The organism is Epibacterium sp. Ofav1-8, assembly GCF_022348185.1.
Lineage (GTDB): Bacteria > Pseudomonadota > Alphaproteobacteria > Rhodobacterales > Rhodobacteraceae > Epibacterium.
The window spans coordinates 1-14,049 of record NZ_JAKRFD010000021.1; the positions used below are offsets into that span (position 1 = coordinate 1).

Here is a 14,049-nt window from a genome sequence, read left to right on the forward strand (position 1 = left end):
CCGCATGAGATGGTCACCCACGGGAGCCCACCGCGTGGCTGTTGTCCGCGCCGCCGTTCTCGACGGTCGGCTAACCGGAGCCTACCAAAGAGCAGCCGCATGACCCCCAAGTTTTGCCCACTCCCAATCGATCTTCTCCGAAGGGGAAGAGGCGGCATGCCGTCGGTTCTGCCAACTGCGCTGGCCGGAGACCGATGGCGAGCCGATCTGCCCTGCATGCGGATGTGTTGATGTTTTCGACCTGACGACCACGCGCGGTTTCAAGTGCGCGGCCTGCCATCGGCAATTCAGCGTAACGTCAGGCACGATCTTCGCCTCCCGGAAGCTCGCCTTCCTCGATCTCCTGGGCGCGATCTGTCTGTTCGTGAACGCGGCGAAGGGACTGTCCGCGGTTCAGATTTCACGTGATCTGGATGTGCAGCACAAGACGGCATTCGTGCTCATGCACAAGCTCAGGGAGGCAATGAAGGCGGAGACCCGGGATGCCCGCCTGGACGGCGAGGTCGAGGTTTATGGCGCGGCGTTCGGTGGCCATGTCCGGCCTGCCAATTTAAAGGAGGAGCGTGTCAACAGGCGGCGGCGCGTCAACCGGAGTGGGAAGCGCCGGGTGGTTGTCGTGCTCCGCCAGCGTGGCGACCGAACGGTGACGAGAACCTTTCTTCGGGAGGCGCAGGGCGTCGAGTTTGCAAGGGAAAGGATCGCCCCAGACACCGTTGTCTCGGCCGATGAAGTCGCGTAGAAACAAAGATGAACTGCGTCAAACTCCTTGGCCATGGCCTCATGGCTCGTGACTTTGACTCACAGGTCGCTGTGCTCCAGGTCCGGATCGCGGTGCTCGACCGCTACACCGCTCTTGGCATACCCGTCACAAAGCCCGCAAAATAAGTCCGTCCGGGAAAGGTGAAGTCCGTTCACACACCGATGTGCACAACAAGGCTGGGTCGCACGCTCCAAGGCGCACACGCTCGACTGGTCGACTTTTGCTCCGCCGTTGACAATCTGACCCTCCTTTATGTTGCCAGTCTCAGACTGGGGTCGATGTCCAGGGTTTGGTTTTTTGCAGGATGATGTCGCTCCGGATGTCGGCCACTCCTTGCAGCGATGCGATTTTTTTGACCAGCAGCGTGTGAGTGGACAGATTCGGCGCGGCCGTATGCGCGATAAAATCCATGACACCGGCCACCAAAAAGCAGGACAACACCTCGGGGATGCGCGCGATGGCCTGTTCAAACGGAGCAGTGATGTCGTTGCCGTGCTTTTCAAGCCTAATGCTGACCATCGCTTCGATGTGTAGGCCCACGCGAGACGGGTCGACCAGCAGCAGCTCTCCGGAGACTACGCCTGTATCATGCAAGCGCTTGACGCGTCTCAGGCAGGGCGTAGGTGACAGGCCAACCCGTTCTGACAGCGCGGCATTCGACAGCCGGGGGTCTTTTTGCAACTCTGTCAAAATTCGGCGGTCCGCATCGTCTATTGTGTACATGTTAGCATATCCTGTCTGAAGTTTTGGAAGATTATGACTGAATATGCTAAAGAATCGTATTATTGAAGTAAATTATGAATGAAATTGGATTTCATCCAAGGCTATCGTGAATCCCAGGGCGTCACAGCGTTCGACAGGAGGGGTCGCGATGATGACAGACGATCAGAAGGCAACATATCGGCGCGACGGATTCGTGTACTGCCCCGACCTTTTGGGCGCGGAAAACGCCCGCGCCATGCAGGACGAGGTTCAGACGATCCTCGGCAACCCCGAAGACAGCCAGCGTACCATTCTCGAGAAGGATGGGCAGACGCCACGTACCATTCTTAATCCGCAGCTTTGGAACCCTCTTTTTGCCCGGCTGACGCGGCATCCCGATTTGCTGGACAGGGCCACGGCGCTGCTGGGCGAGGATGTTTATGCCTGGCAAATGGGCATCAACTGCAAGCAAGCGTTCAACGGCGACATCTGGTTCTGGCATCAGGACTATCCGGCCTATTTCATAGATGATCACATCCCCACACCGCGCATGGTCAATGTGCTGATCTTTTTGGATGATGTGAACCCTCACAACGGTCCTCTGATGATGGTGCCCGGGTCCCATCGCTATGAGGACAAGAACCCGCAGGCCGCGGATGAGGGCACCTCCTATACGTTCCGATATACCGACCGTGCCGTTATCGAGGCCGAGGTCCGCCGCGGGGGTATAGAGGCGCCGACAGGCCCCGCAGGCTCAGTCATCTTTATGGATGTGAACACTTTGCATGGGTCCGCCGCCAATCTGTCGCCCTGGCCGCGCCGCCTCATCACTCTGACGATGAACGCCATTTCAAACACATCCACCACCCCCAGCGTGCGACCCCGCCACATTGTCCCCGACGACCGGGACGCCACACCGCTGCAACCTTTAAAAAGCACATCGCTATTGGAGACCTGTGAATGAACAAGCCCGCATTCGACCCAAAAGATCAACGCGCCCGTTTGGATGCCCGGCCGGTCTGGGCCGAGATCGATTTAGATGCGATCACCCGGAACGTGGCCCGCGTCAGGGAAATGGCCCCTGAAGGCACACGCCTGATCGTGCCGATCAAGGCCAATGCGTATGGCCTTGGTGCAGTAGAGATCACGCGCCATCTGGCGGGGCTAGACGTTGACGGGATCGCCACGGCGGACGTGGATACAGCGCTGGCTATCCGCGCGGCGGGGATCGACCTGCGCATTCTAGTCTATGGCGCGCAATTGCCCGAAGGTAATGACCGGCTGGTGGCGAATGATCTGACGCCCACGGTCTATGATGCGGGTGGCGTGGCGGCTCTAGCGGCCCTGGCCAAGTGTCTGGATCGCGTCATCCCTGTGCACATGAAGGTCGATGCAGGGCTCGGCCGGTTGGGTGTCCGATTGGACGATGCCTGTGCTTTGGCGGTGGAGATTGAAGACACGACCGGGCTTTACCTTGAGGGCGTCTATACGCATATCCCCTATGCCGATCCGGCCAAGGCCGACTGGTCGCAGCGGCGGCTCAACGCTTTTGCCGATGTGGTGACAAAGATCGAGGCGCAAATCGGCCGGTCCATCGACTTTGCTCAAGCCGCGGCCAGCTCGGTCATGCTGGGCGGTTTTCCTGATCCTCTTAATACAGTTTCGCCGGGGCATCTGGTCTTTGGTCTGCCCCCCATTGCAGGCATCGATATTCTCGATCACGGGTTCACGCCCGCGCTCAGGGCGCTGAAAACACGCATTATCCACATCAATCATCGCTGGCCAGGGGATGATCTGCCTACACCTGTGGCCGAAGGCGCGGGCATTGATACCGCGGTGGTGCTGTACGGGATGGCCAATGGCTATGCCTCTGCCGCGGAGGGACGGACGTCGGTCATGTTGTGCCGGGGGCAGGAATGCCCTGTATTGGGCGTGTCTGCTGAATACACGATCCTCGATATCTCTGCCTGCGCCGATGCGAGCGTCGGGGACGAGGTCACGATCATTGGCGCTGACGGCGCGCAGCAGGTGCGCACCGAACAGGTGGCGGCCGATCTGGGCGCGCCAAGTGCCGCATACTGGATGGTTGGCCTGCGCGATCTGCCGCGCTTCTACCTCAGCGAAGAGTAGACCACCCTTGACCAGAATGGCAGAGACTGGATTAACACGATCAAAAACAGGGAGTTAATGACAATGAGAAGCACAATTCTATCCGGGGTGATGGCCCTTTGTGCCGCTGGCACTGCCTGGGCCGATGATGCGCCGCTGGTCGCCTTTACCGCCATCGTGGAACATCCCGCGCTGGACGCGACGCGCGATTGCGCGATCGAGGAACTTGCCCGTCAGGGCTTTGTGAAAGGTGAGACGCTGCGCACCGAATACGAAAGCGCCCAGGGTCTGGTGGTCAATGCCGCGCAAATCGCCAACCGGTTTGTAGGGATGAAGCCGGCCGTGATCGTGGCGGCCTCGACCCCATCGTCGCAGTCGGTTCTGGCCGCGACAGAGGAGATCCCCATCGTCTTTAGCGCCGTGACAGATCCAGTTGCCGCCGGTCTGGTGGCCGATCCGGCCAATCCGGGCGCCAACATCACCGGTGTCACCGATCTGTCGCCGGTTGACCGCCATTTTGAACTGGCGATGCAGGTGGTGCCCGACCTCAAGAAACTGGGCGTGGTCTATAACCCGGGCGAGGCAAGTTCCGTGGCGTTGATCGACGTGATCCGTGCCGAAGCGGAAAAGACCGGGCTGGAACTAGTCGAAGCCGCGGCTGTCCGCACAGCCGATCTGGGGGCAGCCGTGGAACGCATGGTGGGTCAGGTCGACGCGATCTACGTGATGACCGATAACACCGTTGCTAGCGGGCTTGAGGCCCTGACAGCGGTGGCCAATGAAAACGGCATCCCCACCATCGGCGGTGAGGCCTCCTATGCCGAACGCGGTGTGATGGTGGCGCAGGGCTTCAGCTATTGCGACATCGGCACCCTGACCGGCGAGATGGTGGCGCGCATCCTGAACGGCGAAAACCCCGGCGACATCCCCGTGGGCCGCAGCCCGCTGGTGGAATACGGTGTCAACCTCGGCTCCGCCAGTGACGTGGGCATCACCCTGCCTGAAGATATCGTCGCTCAGGCGCGTTTCCGCGGAGAATAACAGCGTGATGACAACCTTCGCTCTCTTGGGTGCCCTTCAGATCGGGCTGATCTACGGCCTTGTGGCGACGGGCACCCTGCTGTCGTTCCGGATGCTCAACTTCCCCGACCTCACCCCCGACGGTAGCTTCCCCCTGGGCGCGGCTGTCGGCGCGGTGATGATCATCGGCGGTGGTGATCCTGTGCTAGCGCTCTGCGCGGGGACCGCCGCGGGAGCGCTGGCTGGCCTCTTGACCGCGCTCCTCAGCGAAAGGCTGGGCGTTCTGAACATCCTTGCGGGCATCCTCACGATGACCGCCCTTTATTCCATCAACATCCGCATCATGGGCCAGCCCAATGTCGCATTGCTGGGCCAGGAAACGACCATTCACTGGTTGCGCGAAACCTTTTCGCTGAGCGGGCAAATGGCCAAGACGGTCTTTTCTCTCGTGGTCGTTGCCTTGATGGTTGGGCTTATGGCGCGGATCATCGTGTCGCGCTATGGGCTGAGCCTGCGGGCCACGGGGATCAATCCGCGGATGAGTGCCGCCAATGGCATTGGCCCTTCCAGCCGCATCTATGTCGGGCTGGCCATCGCAAATGGTTTGTGCGGACTGGCAGGCGCCATGTTCGCCCAAGTCTACAGCTTTGCAGATGTCACCATGGGCGTGGGCACGATCATCGTGGGTCTGGCCGCCGTCTTCATTGGTGAGGCGCTGATCCGCACCGCCAATCCTGTTTTCGCCATTCTGGCTTGTGTGCTGGGCGCGGTGGTGTACCGGCTGGCCCTTGCGCTGGCGCTGGAAAGCGATGCGATCGGGCTGACTACATCGGATCTCAACCTGTTGACCGCCACTATCGTGACTCTGGCCTTTGTCATTCCCCGCATTAGCAAGTCCGCCTGGCCGTTCCGCCGCGCGGGGCTAGCGCAAAAGTCACGTACGCAAAAGGAAGCCGCACGATGATATCCATCAAAAACATTGAGGTCGTCTTTGGCGCGGGTGGACCAAATGAAAACCGCGCATTACAGTCGGTATCGCTGGATGTGCCGACCTCGCAATTCCTGACGGTCATCGGGTCGAACGGGGCAGGCAAATCCACGCTGCTGAACGCAGTTGCAGGAACCGTAGCCGCCACGTCGGGCGATGTGGTGATAGATGGCAAGTCCGTTGTGCGCCTGCGTGAACATCAGCGCGCCACTGACATCGCCCGCGTCTTTCAGGACCCGCTGGCTGGGACCTGCGGCGCGCTGACCATCGAGGAAAACCTGGCGCTTGCCGACCGCAGGGGGCAGGCGCGCGGCTTTCGGCTGGCGTTGACTGGCAACCAGAAGGACCGCTATCGCGACAGGCTTTCCGTGCTGGGGCTTGGATTGGAGAACCGGTTGTCGGACCGCATGGACCTGTTGTCCGGCGGCCAGCGACAAGCCGTTTGCCTAATCATGGCGACGCTTGCGCCGAGCAAGGTCATTTTGCTGGATGAACACACCGCCGCGCTTGATCCGGTCATGGCCGAGCTGATTGCCGATCTGACCGAAAAGGTGGTTGAGGACTATAACCTTACCGCCCTGATGATCACCCATTCCATGGCCCAGGCGCTAAGATACGGTGATCGTACCATAATGATGCATCGCGGACAGATTGCGCTTGACCTTGATCATAACGCGCGGGCCAACATGGACGTGCCCGACCTCGTTGCCGCTTTCTCAACAAAGATCGGTGAAACCCTGGATCAGGACGATCTGGTGCTTTGAGTGCGTCTAACTACCGCTGAACTTTTATCCAGCTGCGACCGGATTCCAGTTTGTGTTTACCCCGGATGGCGCGGGTTTAACAATCGTCCGACGCGCGCAGCGAGGCATGCGATTGCGGTTTGAACTTATGGGATTGGGGGCGATCACATTATCAGAGCCGATCCAAGTATACAAAAATCTTCTCTGAGCGATGGAATAAACTGTCCCGCAAGCGCGTTTTCCGTCCAAACTGACATAGAACGAGAGAACGCCACATGAACGATTTCGAGCATATCGTAATCCAGCCCGATCAGACCAAAATCAGACCTGCGATCTTGCAGGATGCCCGTGTGATCGCGAGTTTTTTCTTGATCGCATCAGATGGGATGGCTGCATACATCTGGGACAAAAGCAGGTCAGATCAGACTCCTTTGTTAGATATTGGAACAGCGCGCTACAGCCGTAGAAACACGCCATTTTCATTTGAGAATTGTGATTTACTGGAGCAGGACGGTGAGGCTATTGGAATGCTTCATTGCTTCGAGATGGAAGCAGACGGTGGCGTTGATGATGATCCAGTTCTGCAACCATATTCGCAGCTTGAAGATGCAGGCTCGCTTTATGTAGCGGGTCTGGCCATTTCGGAGTCGTTTCGCCGACGTGGCTTGGGGTACAAGCTGATGCTGCAAGCCGAAGAGAAAGCCCGGCAAATGGGCCTGTCACGGGTATCTCTTCTTTGTTTTGATCAGAATAGCGCAGCCATGTCGCTGTATCACAAGCTTGGCTATGTTGAACAAGGACGTGCCGCGGTTGTACCCACACCACAACTGAAATATCAGGACGGTGATGCCGTTCTGCTGGTCAAGGGCGTGGGGGATTGAACGCTGCATAGTTCAGAAACCCGAAAAAATATGCGCGGTTCGAAATGATGAACTGCGCGCAAATCCGTCGACCGGTATATGAAACCATAGTTGGCGGTCGCTCGACCTTCCAGCCAGTTTGGGTATGATTTTCGCGATTTCTCGGGCAAAAGGTTGTCATGCACGACTGTGGTAATGCATCTTTGTCGAGCGATGGAGGAGAACAAGCCCAAGCAAAAATTCGGAGAAGTCTAGATGGCCCTGACGGAACTGGAAAAAATGCAGGCCGGGGAATGGTATACCTGTCTGGATGCAGAGCTGGAGCAGCATCGGATGGTGGCCCGGCGGGCGGTTCATGAACATGGGCTTCTGAATCCTGACAGGCGCGGGTCGGTTGGCCCAGGTCTGGCTGCGCTTTTTTCCTGTCTTGGGGAAGATACATACATCGAAGCGCCCTTCCATTGCGCCTATGGGTTCAACATAGAAATAGGCGCTTGCGTATACATCAACGCCGGTTGCACCATCCTTGACAGCGGCAGCGTCAGAATTGGCACCGGCACTCTTTTGGGACCCAACGTGCAGATTTACTGTGCCGAGCATCATCACGACGCGAAAAAAAGGGCCGCTGGATTGGAAATCGCGCGCCCGGTTGACATTGGAAAAGACGTTTGGATCGGCGGCAACGCTGTCATTCTGCCGGGGGTTTCGATAGGTGACGGAACGATTGTCGGTGCGGGCAGCGTTGTTACCCGCGATGTCGCGCCCAGTGCGACTGTGGTTGGCAATCCGGCAACTGCACCGAGCGGTTCGAAAACGGGTCAGTGAATGGGGTCTCGCCACTTACACCGCGACAATTCAGGGCGGTCATCATGGAAACTGGTTTTGACAGTGTGACGTAGCACCCCCGGCACGAAATCAATTGCATCGGAAATGCGCGCGTATGCGCCATGGTGGTCGGGTGGAGGCCCGGCGCAGTGACGAAACTCTGCCTGAACGCTTTTGTTTTGGTCACTTCAAGGTGCGGGTTGGCGACCCCAAAAGCCCAGGTGAAAAAATCGCTTAACCGAAGGAATATCGCCGCGGGCTGGCGCGTACTCATATCACCAACGACAGACGTGAATTCGAAAGGAAACAAAATGAAAAACATCGCCGCCGCAATCGCCATTGCCCTGTCCGCAAGCTCGGCTGCCGCACTGCCCACCACCAACGGTTTGCAACTGAATGGCCTGCATTCCAATGGATTCACTTTGAACGGACTGCGGTTCAACGGTTTTACGCTGAACGGTATTTCGGGGAACGTCATCACCTTCAACGGCATGTCCTCCAACGTCATCACAATCAACGGCATCGCACCAGGTCAAAGTGAAACGCTGACAGGCCTGGCTCTGCTGGCCTCCAAAAAGCTGTAACGACGCCGGCGCACAGCCCACCCTTGGACCGGTGCCACAAGGTAGGGCACCGGCCAGCAACCGATCTGCTGCAAGGACATCTCATAGTGCAATTCTCTTTCCGCAAATGGCCCGCGCTCGCGATAGTGACCGTTTGGGCGCTGCCTGCGTGTGCGGACGTGGATGAAGTCGACCTGTCCGCCTCACCGCTTATGCGATCCGAAATGCAGCGCAAGGTTCTGCAATATACGGTCGAATGTGCCCTTCCGAACGGGGACACGGCTTTTGGCGTGCATGACGGAACGCGGTACGAATTTGCCGGCGCCATTGGGATTGCCCCGGAATGGCGCGAAGGCCCGCTGCCGAAACCAAAGCAGCTGGATCTTACCGCCTGCCTTCTGGCCCGGACCAATGCGTTTGGCGTGTCGGTCGCCATATCACTGCGGAGCGAAAGCGGCGGCTTGGCCGCACTGCCGATGTTTGCCGCCAGTCAAGAGGAACATGAGGATTTCCCGCTTTGGGAAGGCGCTTTTTTCGGCAATATCTTTGACCCCAACCCGGTGGCCTATGCCTGTACCGGGGCTGGCGGTAAAGATGCCGCGCTGCGCGCACTGAAACGTATCTGCACCTTGCCAACTGCCCAGACCACTACAGATGGCGCGCAAGTGTCGGCCTGTGGCTTTGTGGTTCTGGGAACTTGCGAGGATGTTGCAACCACACCCATCGGACGCGTCTTTGCCGATCATATGGTGCATGTCTACTTGCCGGATCGAGCGGTTTCACCCTGAGGCGGTGCAGCACTTGATCTTGGCCAACCTTTTGAGATAAAAATGAAAAATCTGTTTTTTCTGATTTATGCCTTGCTGTCCTATGCCCTGTTCGGGGTGGCCTTTTTGCTCATGGTCGCCTTCCTTCTAAGCTTGCCCGGGCTGCCGTCACGCGCGCCTTCATCGGTCACTGCGGCCGTGCTGTTCAACACGGGCATGATCTTTGCATTCGGCGCTACCCACAGCGTCATGGCGCGCGATTGGTTCAAACGCCGATGGACCCGGATCGTAGCGCCCGATATCGAACGCGCGACATATGTACTGCAATCATCGCTGTTTCTGATTGCGATTGTCTGGTTCTGGCAGCCGATGCCTGCGGTGCTTTGGTCCTTCGAAGGCCCGGCTATGATCTTGCCGCTGCTGGTCTTTGCCCTTGGCGCGGCCATGGTGGTGGTGTCCACTTTCCTTCTGGGTCATCTGGAGTTTGTCGGGATTGCCCAGCCTTGGAATCGGCTGCAGGGCGGCCGCACGACCGAAGATGCCTTCCGCACACCGTTTCTTTACCGGGTGGTGCGTCATCCGCTGCAACTGGGCCTGTTGCTGATATTTTACTTCATCCCCGAGATGACCGTCGGACATCTGCTGTTTGCGGGGCTGATGACCGTCTACATGCTGGTCGGTCTACATTTCGAGGAGAAATCCCTGGTCAAGCGCTTTGGGGATACCTACCGCACCTATCAAGGCCGGGTGCCGATGTTGCTGCCGCGCCTGTTGCGGCCCCGCTTGAAGTAAACCCGCCCCTGATCGGGGCGGATCAGGCGTCAGCCCCGTCCGAGGTTGCGAAAGCCCGTTTAGAACCTTCGGCGGTAGACTGACGCCGTCATCCCGTCATGCTTTCGGAAAATGTGACAAAGACTTGAGACTTCCTCGTATCCGACCTCGGCGGCGATTTCTTCGATGCTTTCGTCGCTCGTCTCCAGCAGATGCTTGCCCTCTTCTACTCGCAAGCGCTGTAGGTAGTCCGTTCATGTCGGTGCTAAAGATCGGGCATCTTTGGTCGCTAACCTCCGGGAACGAGAGCGAAAGGCTACTGGCGCTTGCTGCGGTCGGCATCGGCACGACCCGTCCCTTGTTGGGTGCCGCCATCATACTGCGAGGAAACGACCAGGCGGCCCAGGAGTTGCGCCGCGTCTTTCCTCAGCATCGCCGGGTGATCGAGCGGATCCGTGGATTGTCGCAGAACCTCGGCAAACGGCTTCCGGGGTGGTGGGAAACAGAGCATCCGGCAAGGCAGGAAACACCTGGTTCGAGCCACACAAATACGTCCGAGACCGCTTTGCAAGCAGCACGTCAAGCCATCTCAGAGCTTGGGGCAGACGCAAATCGTGAAGCACTGCTGGCGCGCGCAGATGCAATCTGGAAGCGTTCATCTGGCGCGAAGTCCTGAAGTGTGGAGCCTGTGGGTATATTGTAATTAAGGGTACAAAACGCCCCAAAGCGCTCTGAAACCGCAGAATCTGATTAATTAGGGTACAGTGACAGAAGTTGTAGAGGACTAATTCTAAAGGGAAAATTGGGGTTGGTCAAAAATCTCATAATGAATTTTTTGTTAATAGATTGGCTAACTATGCCAAAGGTTCAAGTCTCTATCTCGAATACCCCACGTCAGAAAACTAGGCTGGACCGGGGTTGTTGCGATTTTGGTTACCACATGCGCTCGCGAGCGTGATCAGGATATTCGGCATCATACTTTTCGGAGTCAAAATCAGAAATCTGCTCACGGATGAAATCACCCGCCGTCGGCAGCTCTTCTGGCAAATCACCGTGACCCCAAAGAGCTGATCTCATCAGAGCTTTAGCGCACTGAAAATACGCTTCCTGAACATCAACTACGACAACTGTCATTGGTACATGCCGTCCCTTGGTGAAAATCTTTCGGACTTCCTCGTCGGCCGTAACAAATCCGGTACCGTTGATACGCACAACATTGTTCACCCCCGGGATCATGAACATCAGGCTCAGTCTTCCGTCGGACACAAGGTTCCTGAGTGAATCTATACGGTTGTTTCCGCGCCAATCGGGAAGCGAGAGTTTTCTGGTCTCGAATTCTCACGACTGGCCCGTCTTCCCCGCGCGGGCTTCTGTCCGTCTCTCCTGGGCCGACCGTAGCCAATACCACGAAGCGGGCCGCATCAATCCATGTTCGATAGAGTGGCGTAATATGGTCGACGACCTTCTTTTTTGCGCCAGTTGGCACGTCGCCGTACAGTGCCTCCAATTCCGATGTTTCCCTGATTGGTTGCATTATGAATCCGTATTTGTTCGATGGTTTTGGAGTGATGGTTTGACGCTAGATCAACGTCACGTTTTGCTCTTGTAGCTGCAGAAGAGTCTGTTCCGCTTTCTTATGGTTGGCGGAGAGAACACCGTTGAGAGCGATCTCCACGTCATATTCCCTTTGGCGCGCGGCCGTTGCAGTCTTTGCAACGCAGAAATTGGTGTCCAATCCCAGGATCCGAACGACCCCAACGTCTAGCTTGGCGAGAAGTTCGTCGAGTTCATCGGTTTCAAACGCATCCTGAACACGTTTGACCAAGACATGGTCCGCAAGTTCATCAAGTGGCTCAAGAAGCTCAGTTCCAGGCTTTCCAGCAATCGCCAGGCCTTTTCCGAACACACGTGCGATGGCTTTCGTCGATGGAATTGACCATTCGTGTCGGACGGCGATTACAGGAATGCCCTCTTCCTTGGCAGATTGGACTTCATGCAAGATGTGTTTCTTAGCAGCCGCTTTGTCCGTCTCGGAGAAAGTGCCAGCTTCCCAGAACGCCGATTGCAGATCGATGAGCACGAGCGCCTTTTTTGATCGCTTTCCAATGGGCTTGCCCGAGCTTACACGACCGATGAGCCGTATGCCGTTGAAGAACCAGATCACCGCAAAAAGTGCAACAGCACTAGGCAAAATCCAGATTAGGTCGCCAAAGTCCATTTCTATTTCCTCTCTTATTCAGCTCTTGTTCGGTCTTGTTGGCTATCGCCTTGCGCAAGCGGCGACCAACGACGCCAATTCATTGCCATCCACCGTTCCCGACTGACTTAGTCCGTGCTGGACTCCCGCCGCATCGCGAGATTGCTTGTTTTGGCTCACTTTCCAAGTTTCCTGCAGATCTTTGATTTCTATCGTAAAACCGGCGAGTGCCCGGAACTGTCGTTGTATGAAATCATCAGGCGTATCAGAAACCGACCAAGGCTCCTCGCGATTGCCTTCATGCTGACTTTTGAGTTCTTCCAAGTGTTTCAGTAGCCACATGGAATCCCGGGTGAAGTTCAAGACGCCCCGTGCATGAACGACAACGTAATTCCAGGTCGCCACCACTTTTCCATCCTCCTTCTTTGACGCGTACCAGGAGGGAGTGACATACGACTGTGGGCCCTGAAAGATGGCGAGTACAGGCGATGTCATCGCCGCGATGCCGAAACAGCGGACTAGCAGCAGCAATGTGCCCTTCCAGCTGACAGCCACCTTGTTCGTTTTGCTTGAGAACAAGGGGCACGTGGTCTGCAGAGAGTTCGCCCTGTACTGAGGACACTCGGGTCGCGAACGGTCGTGACCGCATCAATTCATGCATTACGTCAACGCATTCTTCCCTAAAAAATGATGGTTGGAACATGTTCTAGGACCTTATTCTTTGTGGTGACGATTGAGCGACTTCCCTGCTCTCGAAAACTCGATAGAAACATTGGGAGCAACTGAGCATTTCTGACAGGATAGTTTTGACCAATGTCAAAAGGCTGAGCAGTCAACAATTCTACAGCATCGCAAATTCGGGTGAAAACCCCTTCCCGGAGTAGAAACATCTAGTCACGATATGCACTTTGGCTTGGCTACCTCCAGTAGGCTCGAGTGATAACCAACGCGAGAAGCGTGTTTTTCATATTGGTAGTTAAGCCGAGGGTAATCATTCTTTGCTTTCAGGTGTCGATGGCAAGAAGCTGTTGTTTCGTAGTTGCCAACACTTCCGAGAGTGGCACAGTGCTTTCTGGACCGACGAAGACGAAACGCGCTCCCGAAGCTGACCATGATACCGTATCATAACTGCCCACCTTCCGAATGTTTGCCGCAGCATCGGTCGGGCTTGTGTCTACCGGAGCAATGCAAAGTGCGACAACGGAACCCGCGCGATCAGTATTCAACAGTTGCGCCACCGGGAGCCCATTGGCCGCCAGAAGCCTTGCGCCACGGAACTCAAGACCATGCGCCGTTAGGTCGGGGGTGGCAAAGGTCACGCCAGTGGTCTTTCCTAGCCAGCTTTCAATATGATCCTTTTCGCTTGCGGCCACCTCCACAAGGTGGCGGCTCTGGGTTTCGTAAACATCGTGGGAACCGACCACCTGCATCACCCAGGCTGAGGCGGCCAAGCGCGCGGTGTGCGCTCCATAGTGAAAGCTACCCGCCAGCCCAAAACACAAGACCGCACAGGCTGCGGCAATTACCGACAAACGCCAACCATGCGGCGGCCGGTCGCTGTTGGCGGCGGGTAGCTCCATGGTGCGGCCCATACAATCGCTCTGATGGGAGGGCGCGTAGATTGTCGTCGAAGGCGCTTCGAGCCTTCATATTCGCGCTTTTTAGCATTTCGAACGTTCTCTGAAAATTGTTGTCCTCGGCTAGGCGCGCCTCGGCCTCCTGCCGACCGCATGGGGACAATTCG

Annotated in this window: 17 protein-coding genes and 3 pseudogenes; 13 read left to right on the plus strand and 7 right to left on the minus strand. The window is 57.0% G+C overall.

Going from position 1 to position 14,049, the window contains the following annotated elements:
• Nucleotides 1-130: 130 nt before the first annotated feature.
• Entirely contained in the window at nucleotides 131-739 is a 609-nt protein-coding gene (locus MHM97_RS22130; protein WP_370645792.1) for an IS1595 family transposase, read from the plus strand.
• Nucleotides 730-885, plus strand: a pseudogene (locus MHM97_RS22135) (IS5/IS1182 family transposase); the annotation flags it as partial. The gene MHM97_RS22130 and the pseudogene MHM97_RS22135, both read left to right, overlap by 10 nt.
• Nucleotides 886-1,024: 139 nt before the next feature.
• Here the strand turns inward: MHM97_RS22135 and MHM97_RS22140 are convergent.
• Nucleotides 1,025-1,483 (minus strand): Lrp/AsnC family transcriptional regulator, encoded by a 459-nt coding sequence (locus MHM97_RS22140; protein ID WP_239325727.1) that lies wholly within the window; start codon nucleotides 1,481-1,483, stop codon nucleotides 1,025-1,027.
• Nucleotides 1,484-1,631: 148 nt separating this feature from the next.
• On the opposite strand from MHM97_RS22140, the gene MHM97_RS22145 reads away from it, so the two are divergent.
• From MHM97_RS22145 to MHM97_RS22190, 10 genes are all read left to right on the plus strand, one after another.
• Nucleotides 1,632-2,426 (plus strand): phytanoyl-CoA dioxygenase family protein, encoded by a 795-nt coding sequence (locus MHM97_RS22145; protein ID WP_239325729.1) that lies wholly within the window; start codon nucleotides 1,632-1,634, stop codon nucleotides 2,424-2,426.
• Nucleotides 2,423-3,592, plus strand: a complete 1,170-nt coding sequence (alr, locus tag MHM97_RS22150; RefSeq protein ID WP_239325731.1) for an alanine racemase — start codon at nucleotides 2,423-2,425, stop codon at nucleotides 3,590-3,592. The genes MHM97_RS22145 and alr overlap by 4 nt, the downstream gene beginning before the upstream one ends.
• A 63-nt stretch (nucleotides 3,593-3,655) precedes the next feature.
• Nucleotides 3,656-4,612 carry an ABC transporter substrate-binding protein gene (locus MHM97_RS22155; protein WP_239325734.1) on the plus strand — a complete coding sequence of 319 codons (957 nt, stop codon included), beginning with the start codon at nucleotides 3,656-3,658 and terminating at the stop codon, nucleotides 4,610-4,612.
• A gap of 7 nt (nucleotides 4,613-4,619) precedes the next feature.
• Nucleotides 4,620-5,555 (plus strand): ABC transporter permease, encoded by a 936-nt coding sequence (locus MHM97_RS22160; protein WP_239325736.1) that lies wholly within the window; start codon nucleotides 4,620-4,622, stop codon nucleotides 5,553-5,555.
• Nucleotides 5,552-6,343, plus strand: coding sequence for an ABC transporter ATP-binding protein (locus tag MHM97_RS22165; protein ID WP_239325738.1), 792 nt, complete (start codon nucleotides 5,552-5,554; stop codon nucleotides 6,341-6,343). The genes MHM97_RS22160 and MHM97_RS22165 overlap by 4 nt, the downstream gene beginning before the upstream one ends.
• A 254-nt stretch (nucleotides 6,344-6,597) precedes the next feature.
• A complete protein-coding gene (locus MHM97_RS22170; protein WP_239325740.1) occupies nucleotides 6,598-7,203 on the plus strand; it encodes a GNAT family N-acetyltransferase in 606 nt (201 codons plus the stop codon).
• Between the two features lie 234 nt (nucleotides 7,204-7,437).
• On the plus strand, nucleotides 7,438-8,007 hold the full coding sequence (locus MHM97_RS22175; protein ID WP_239325742.1) for a sugar O-acetyltransferase: 570 nt from the start codon (nucleotides 7,438-7,440) through the stop codon (nucleotides 8,005-8,007).
• A gap of 311 nt (nucleotides 8,008-8,318) precedes the next feature.
• Nucleotides 8,319-8,591: a hypothetical protein gene (locus tag MHM97_RS22180; RefSeq protein WP_239325743.1), complete on the plus strand. Its 273-nt coding sequence runs from the start codon at nucleotides 8,319-8,321 to the stop codon at nucleotides 8,589-8,591.
• Between the two features lie 203 nt (nucleotides 8,592-8,794).
• A complete protein-coding gene (locus MHM97_RS22185) occupies nucleotides 8,795-9,358 on the plus strand; it encodes a hypothetical protein (protein WP_239325744.1) in 564 nt (187 codons plus the stop codon).
• Nucleotides 9,359-9,400: 42 nt separating this feature from the next.
• Nucleotides 9,401-10,129: a methyltransferase family protein gene (locus tag MHM97_RS22190; RefSeq protein ID WP_239325745.1), complete on the plus strand. Its 729-nt coding sequence runs from the start codon at nucleotides 9,401-9,403 to the stop codon at nucleotides 10,127-10,129.
• A 59-nt stretch (nucleotides 10,130-10,188) separates the two neighbouring features.
• Here MHM97_RS22190 and MHM97_RS22935 read toward each other — a convergent pair.
• Nucleotides 10,189-10,347, minus strand: a pseudogene (locus MHM97_RS22935) (helix-turn-helix domain-containing protein); the annotation flags it as partial.
• 17 nt (nucleotides 10,348-10,364) lie between these two features.
• On the opposite strand from MHM97_RS22935, the gene MHM97_RS22195 reads away from it, so the two are divergent.
• Nucleotides 10,365-10,784: a hypothetical protein gene (locus MHM97_RS22195; RefSeq protein ID WP_239325746.1), complete on the plus strand. Its 420-nt coding sequence runs from the start codon at nucleotides 10,365-10,367 to the stop codon at nucleotides 10,782-10,784.
• A gap of 257 nt (nucleotides 10,785-11,041) precedes the next feature.
• Here the strand turns inward: MHM97_RS22195 and MHM97_RS22940 are convergent, their stop codons facing one another.
• From MHM97_RS22940 to MHM97_RS22215, 5 genes and pseudogenes are all read right to left on the minus strand, one after another.
• A complete protein-coding gene (locus tag MHM97_RS22940) occupies nucleotides 11,042-11,350 on the minus strand; it encodes a hypothetical protein (protein WP_441316278.1) in 309 nt (102 codons plus the stop codon).
• 337 nt (nucleotides 11,351-11,687) lie between these two features.
• Nucleotides 11,688-12,326, minus strand: coding sequence for a cysteine hydrolase family protein (locus MHM97_RS22205; RefSeq protein ID WP_239325747.1), 639 nt, complete (start codon nucleotides 12,324-12,326; stop codon nucleotides 11,688-11,690).
• Between the two features lie 42 nt (nucleotides 12,327-12,368).
• Complete coding sequence (locus MHM97_RS22210; protein WP_255730152.1) at nucleotides 12,369-12,800, minus strand: FMN-binding negative transcriptional regulator; 432 nt, start codon at nucleotides 12,798-12,800, stop codon at nucleotides 12,369-12,371.
• A 52-nt stretch (nucleotides 12,801-12,852) separates the two neighbouring features.
• A pseudogene (locus MHM97_RS22945) lies at nucleotides 12,853-13,008 on the minus strand (FMN-binding negative transcriptional regulator); the annotation flags it as partial.
• A gap of 301 nt (nucleotides 13,009-13,309) precedes the next feature.
• Complete coding sequence (locus MHM97_RS22215; RefSeq protein WP_239325749.1) at nucleotides 13,310-13,897, minus strand: anti-sigma factor; 588 nt, start codon at nucleotides 13,895-13,897, stop codon at nucleotides 13,310-13,312.
• Nucleotides 13,898-14,049 lie beyond the last annotated feature (152 nt).

What these genes read in the sequence shown, in the direction of transcription:
- MHM97_RS22155 (WP_239325734.1), top strand. Translation starts at nt 3,656, where the DNA reads ATGAGAAGCACAATTCTATCCGGGGTGATGGCCCTTTGTGCCGCTGGC.
- MHM97_RS22160 (WP_239325736.1), top strand. Translation starts at nt 4,620, where the DNA reads ATGACAACCTTCGCTCTCTTGGGTGCCCTTCAGATCGGGCTGATCTAC.
- MHM97_RS22175 (WP_239325742.1), top strand. Translation starts at nt 7,438, where the DNA reads ATGGCCCTGACGGAACTGGAAAAAATGCAGGCCGGGGAATGGTATACC.
- MHM97_RS22210 (WP_255730152.1), bottom strand. Translation starts at nt 12,800, where the DNA reads ATGACATCGCCTGTACTCGCCATCTTTCAGGGCCCACAGTCGTATGTC.
- alr (WP_239325731.1), top strand. Translation starts at nt 2,423, where the DNA reads ATGAACAAGCCCGCATTCGACCCAAAAGATCAACGCGCCCGTTTGGAT.
- MHM97_RS22215 (WP_239325749.1), bottom strand. Translation starts at nt 13,897, where the DNA reads ATGGGCCGCACCATGGAGCTACCCGCCGCCAACAGCGACCGGCCGCCG.
- MHM97_RS22205 (WP_239325747.1), bottom strand. Translation starts at nt 12,326, where the DNA reads ATGGACTTTGGCGACCTAATCTGGATTTTGCCTAGTGCTGTTGCACTT.
- MHM97_RS22170 (WP_239325740.1), top strand. Translation starts at nt 6,598, where the DNA reads ATGAACGATTTCGAGCATATCGTAATCCAGCCCGATCAGACCAAAATC.
- MHM97_RS22140 (WP_239325727.1), bottom strand. Translation starts at nt 1,483, where the DNA reads ATGTACACAATAGACGATGCGGACCGCCGAATTTTGACAGAGTTGCAA.
- MHM97_RS22180 (WP_239325743.1), top strand. Translation starts at nt 8,319, where the DNA reads ATGAAAAACATCGCCGCCGCAATCGCCATTGCCCTGTCCGCAAGCTCG.
- MHM97_RS22185 (WP_239325744.1), top strand. Translation starts at nt 8,795, where the DNA reads ATGCAGCGCAAGGTTCTGCAATATACGGTCGAATGTGCCCTTCCGAAC.
- MHM97_RS22165 (WP_239325738.1), top strand. Translation starts at nt 5,552, where the DNA reads ATGATATCCATCAAAAACATTGAGGTCGTCTTTGGCGCGGGTGGACCA.
- MHM97_RS22190 (WP_239325745.1), top strand. Translation starts at nt 9,401, where the DNA reads ATGAAAAATCTGTTTTTTCTGATTTATGCCTTGCTGTCCTATGCCCTG.
- MHM97_RS22145 (WP_239325729.1), top strand. Translation starts at nt 1,632, where the DNA reads ATGATGACAGACGATCAGAAGGCAACATATCGGCGCGACGGATTCGTG.
- MHM97_RS22940 (WP_441316278.1), bottom strand. Translation starts at nt 11,350, where the DNA reads ATGTTCATGATCCCGGGGGTGAACAATGTTGTGCGTATCAACGGTACC.
- MHM97_RS22195 (WP_239325746.1), top strand. Translation starts at nt 10,365, where the DNA reads ATGTCGGTGCTAAAGATCGGGCATCTTTGGTCGCTAACCTCCGGGAAC.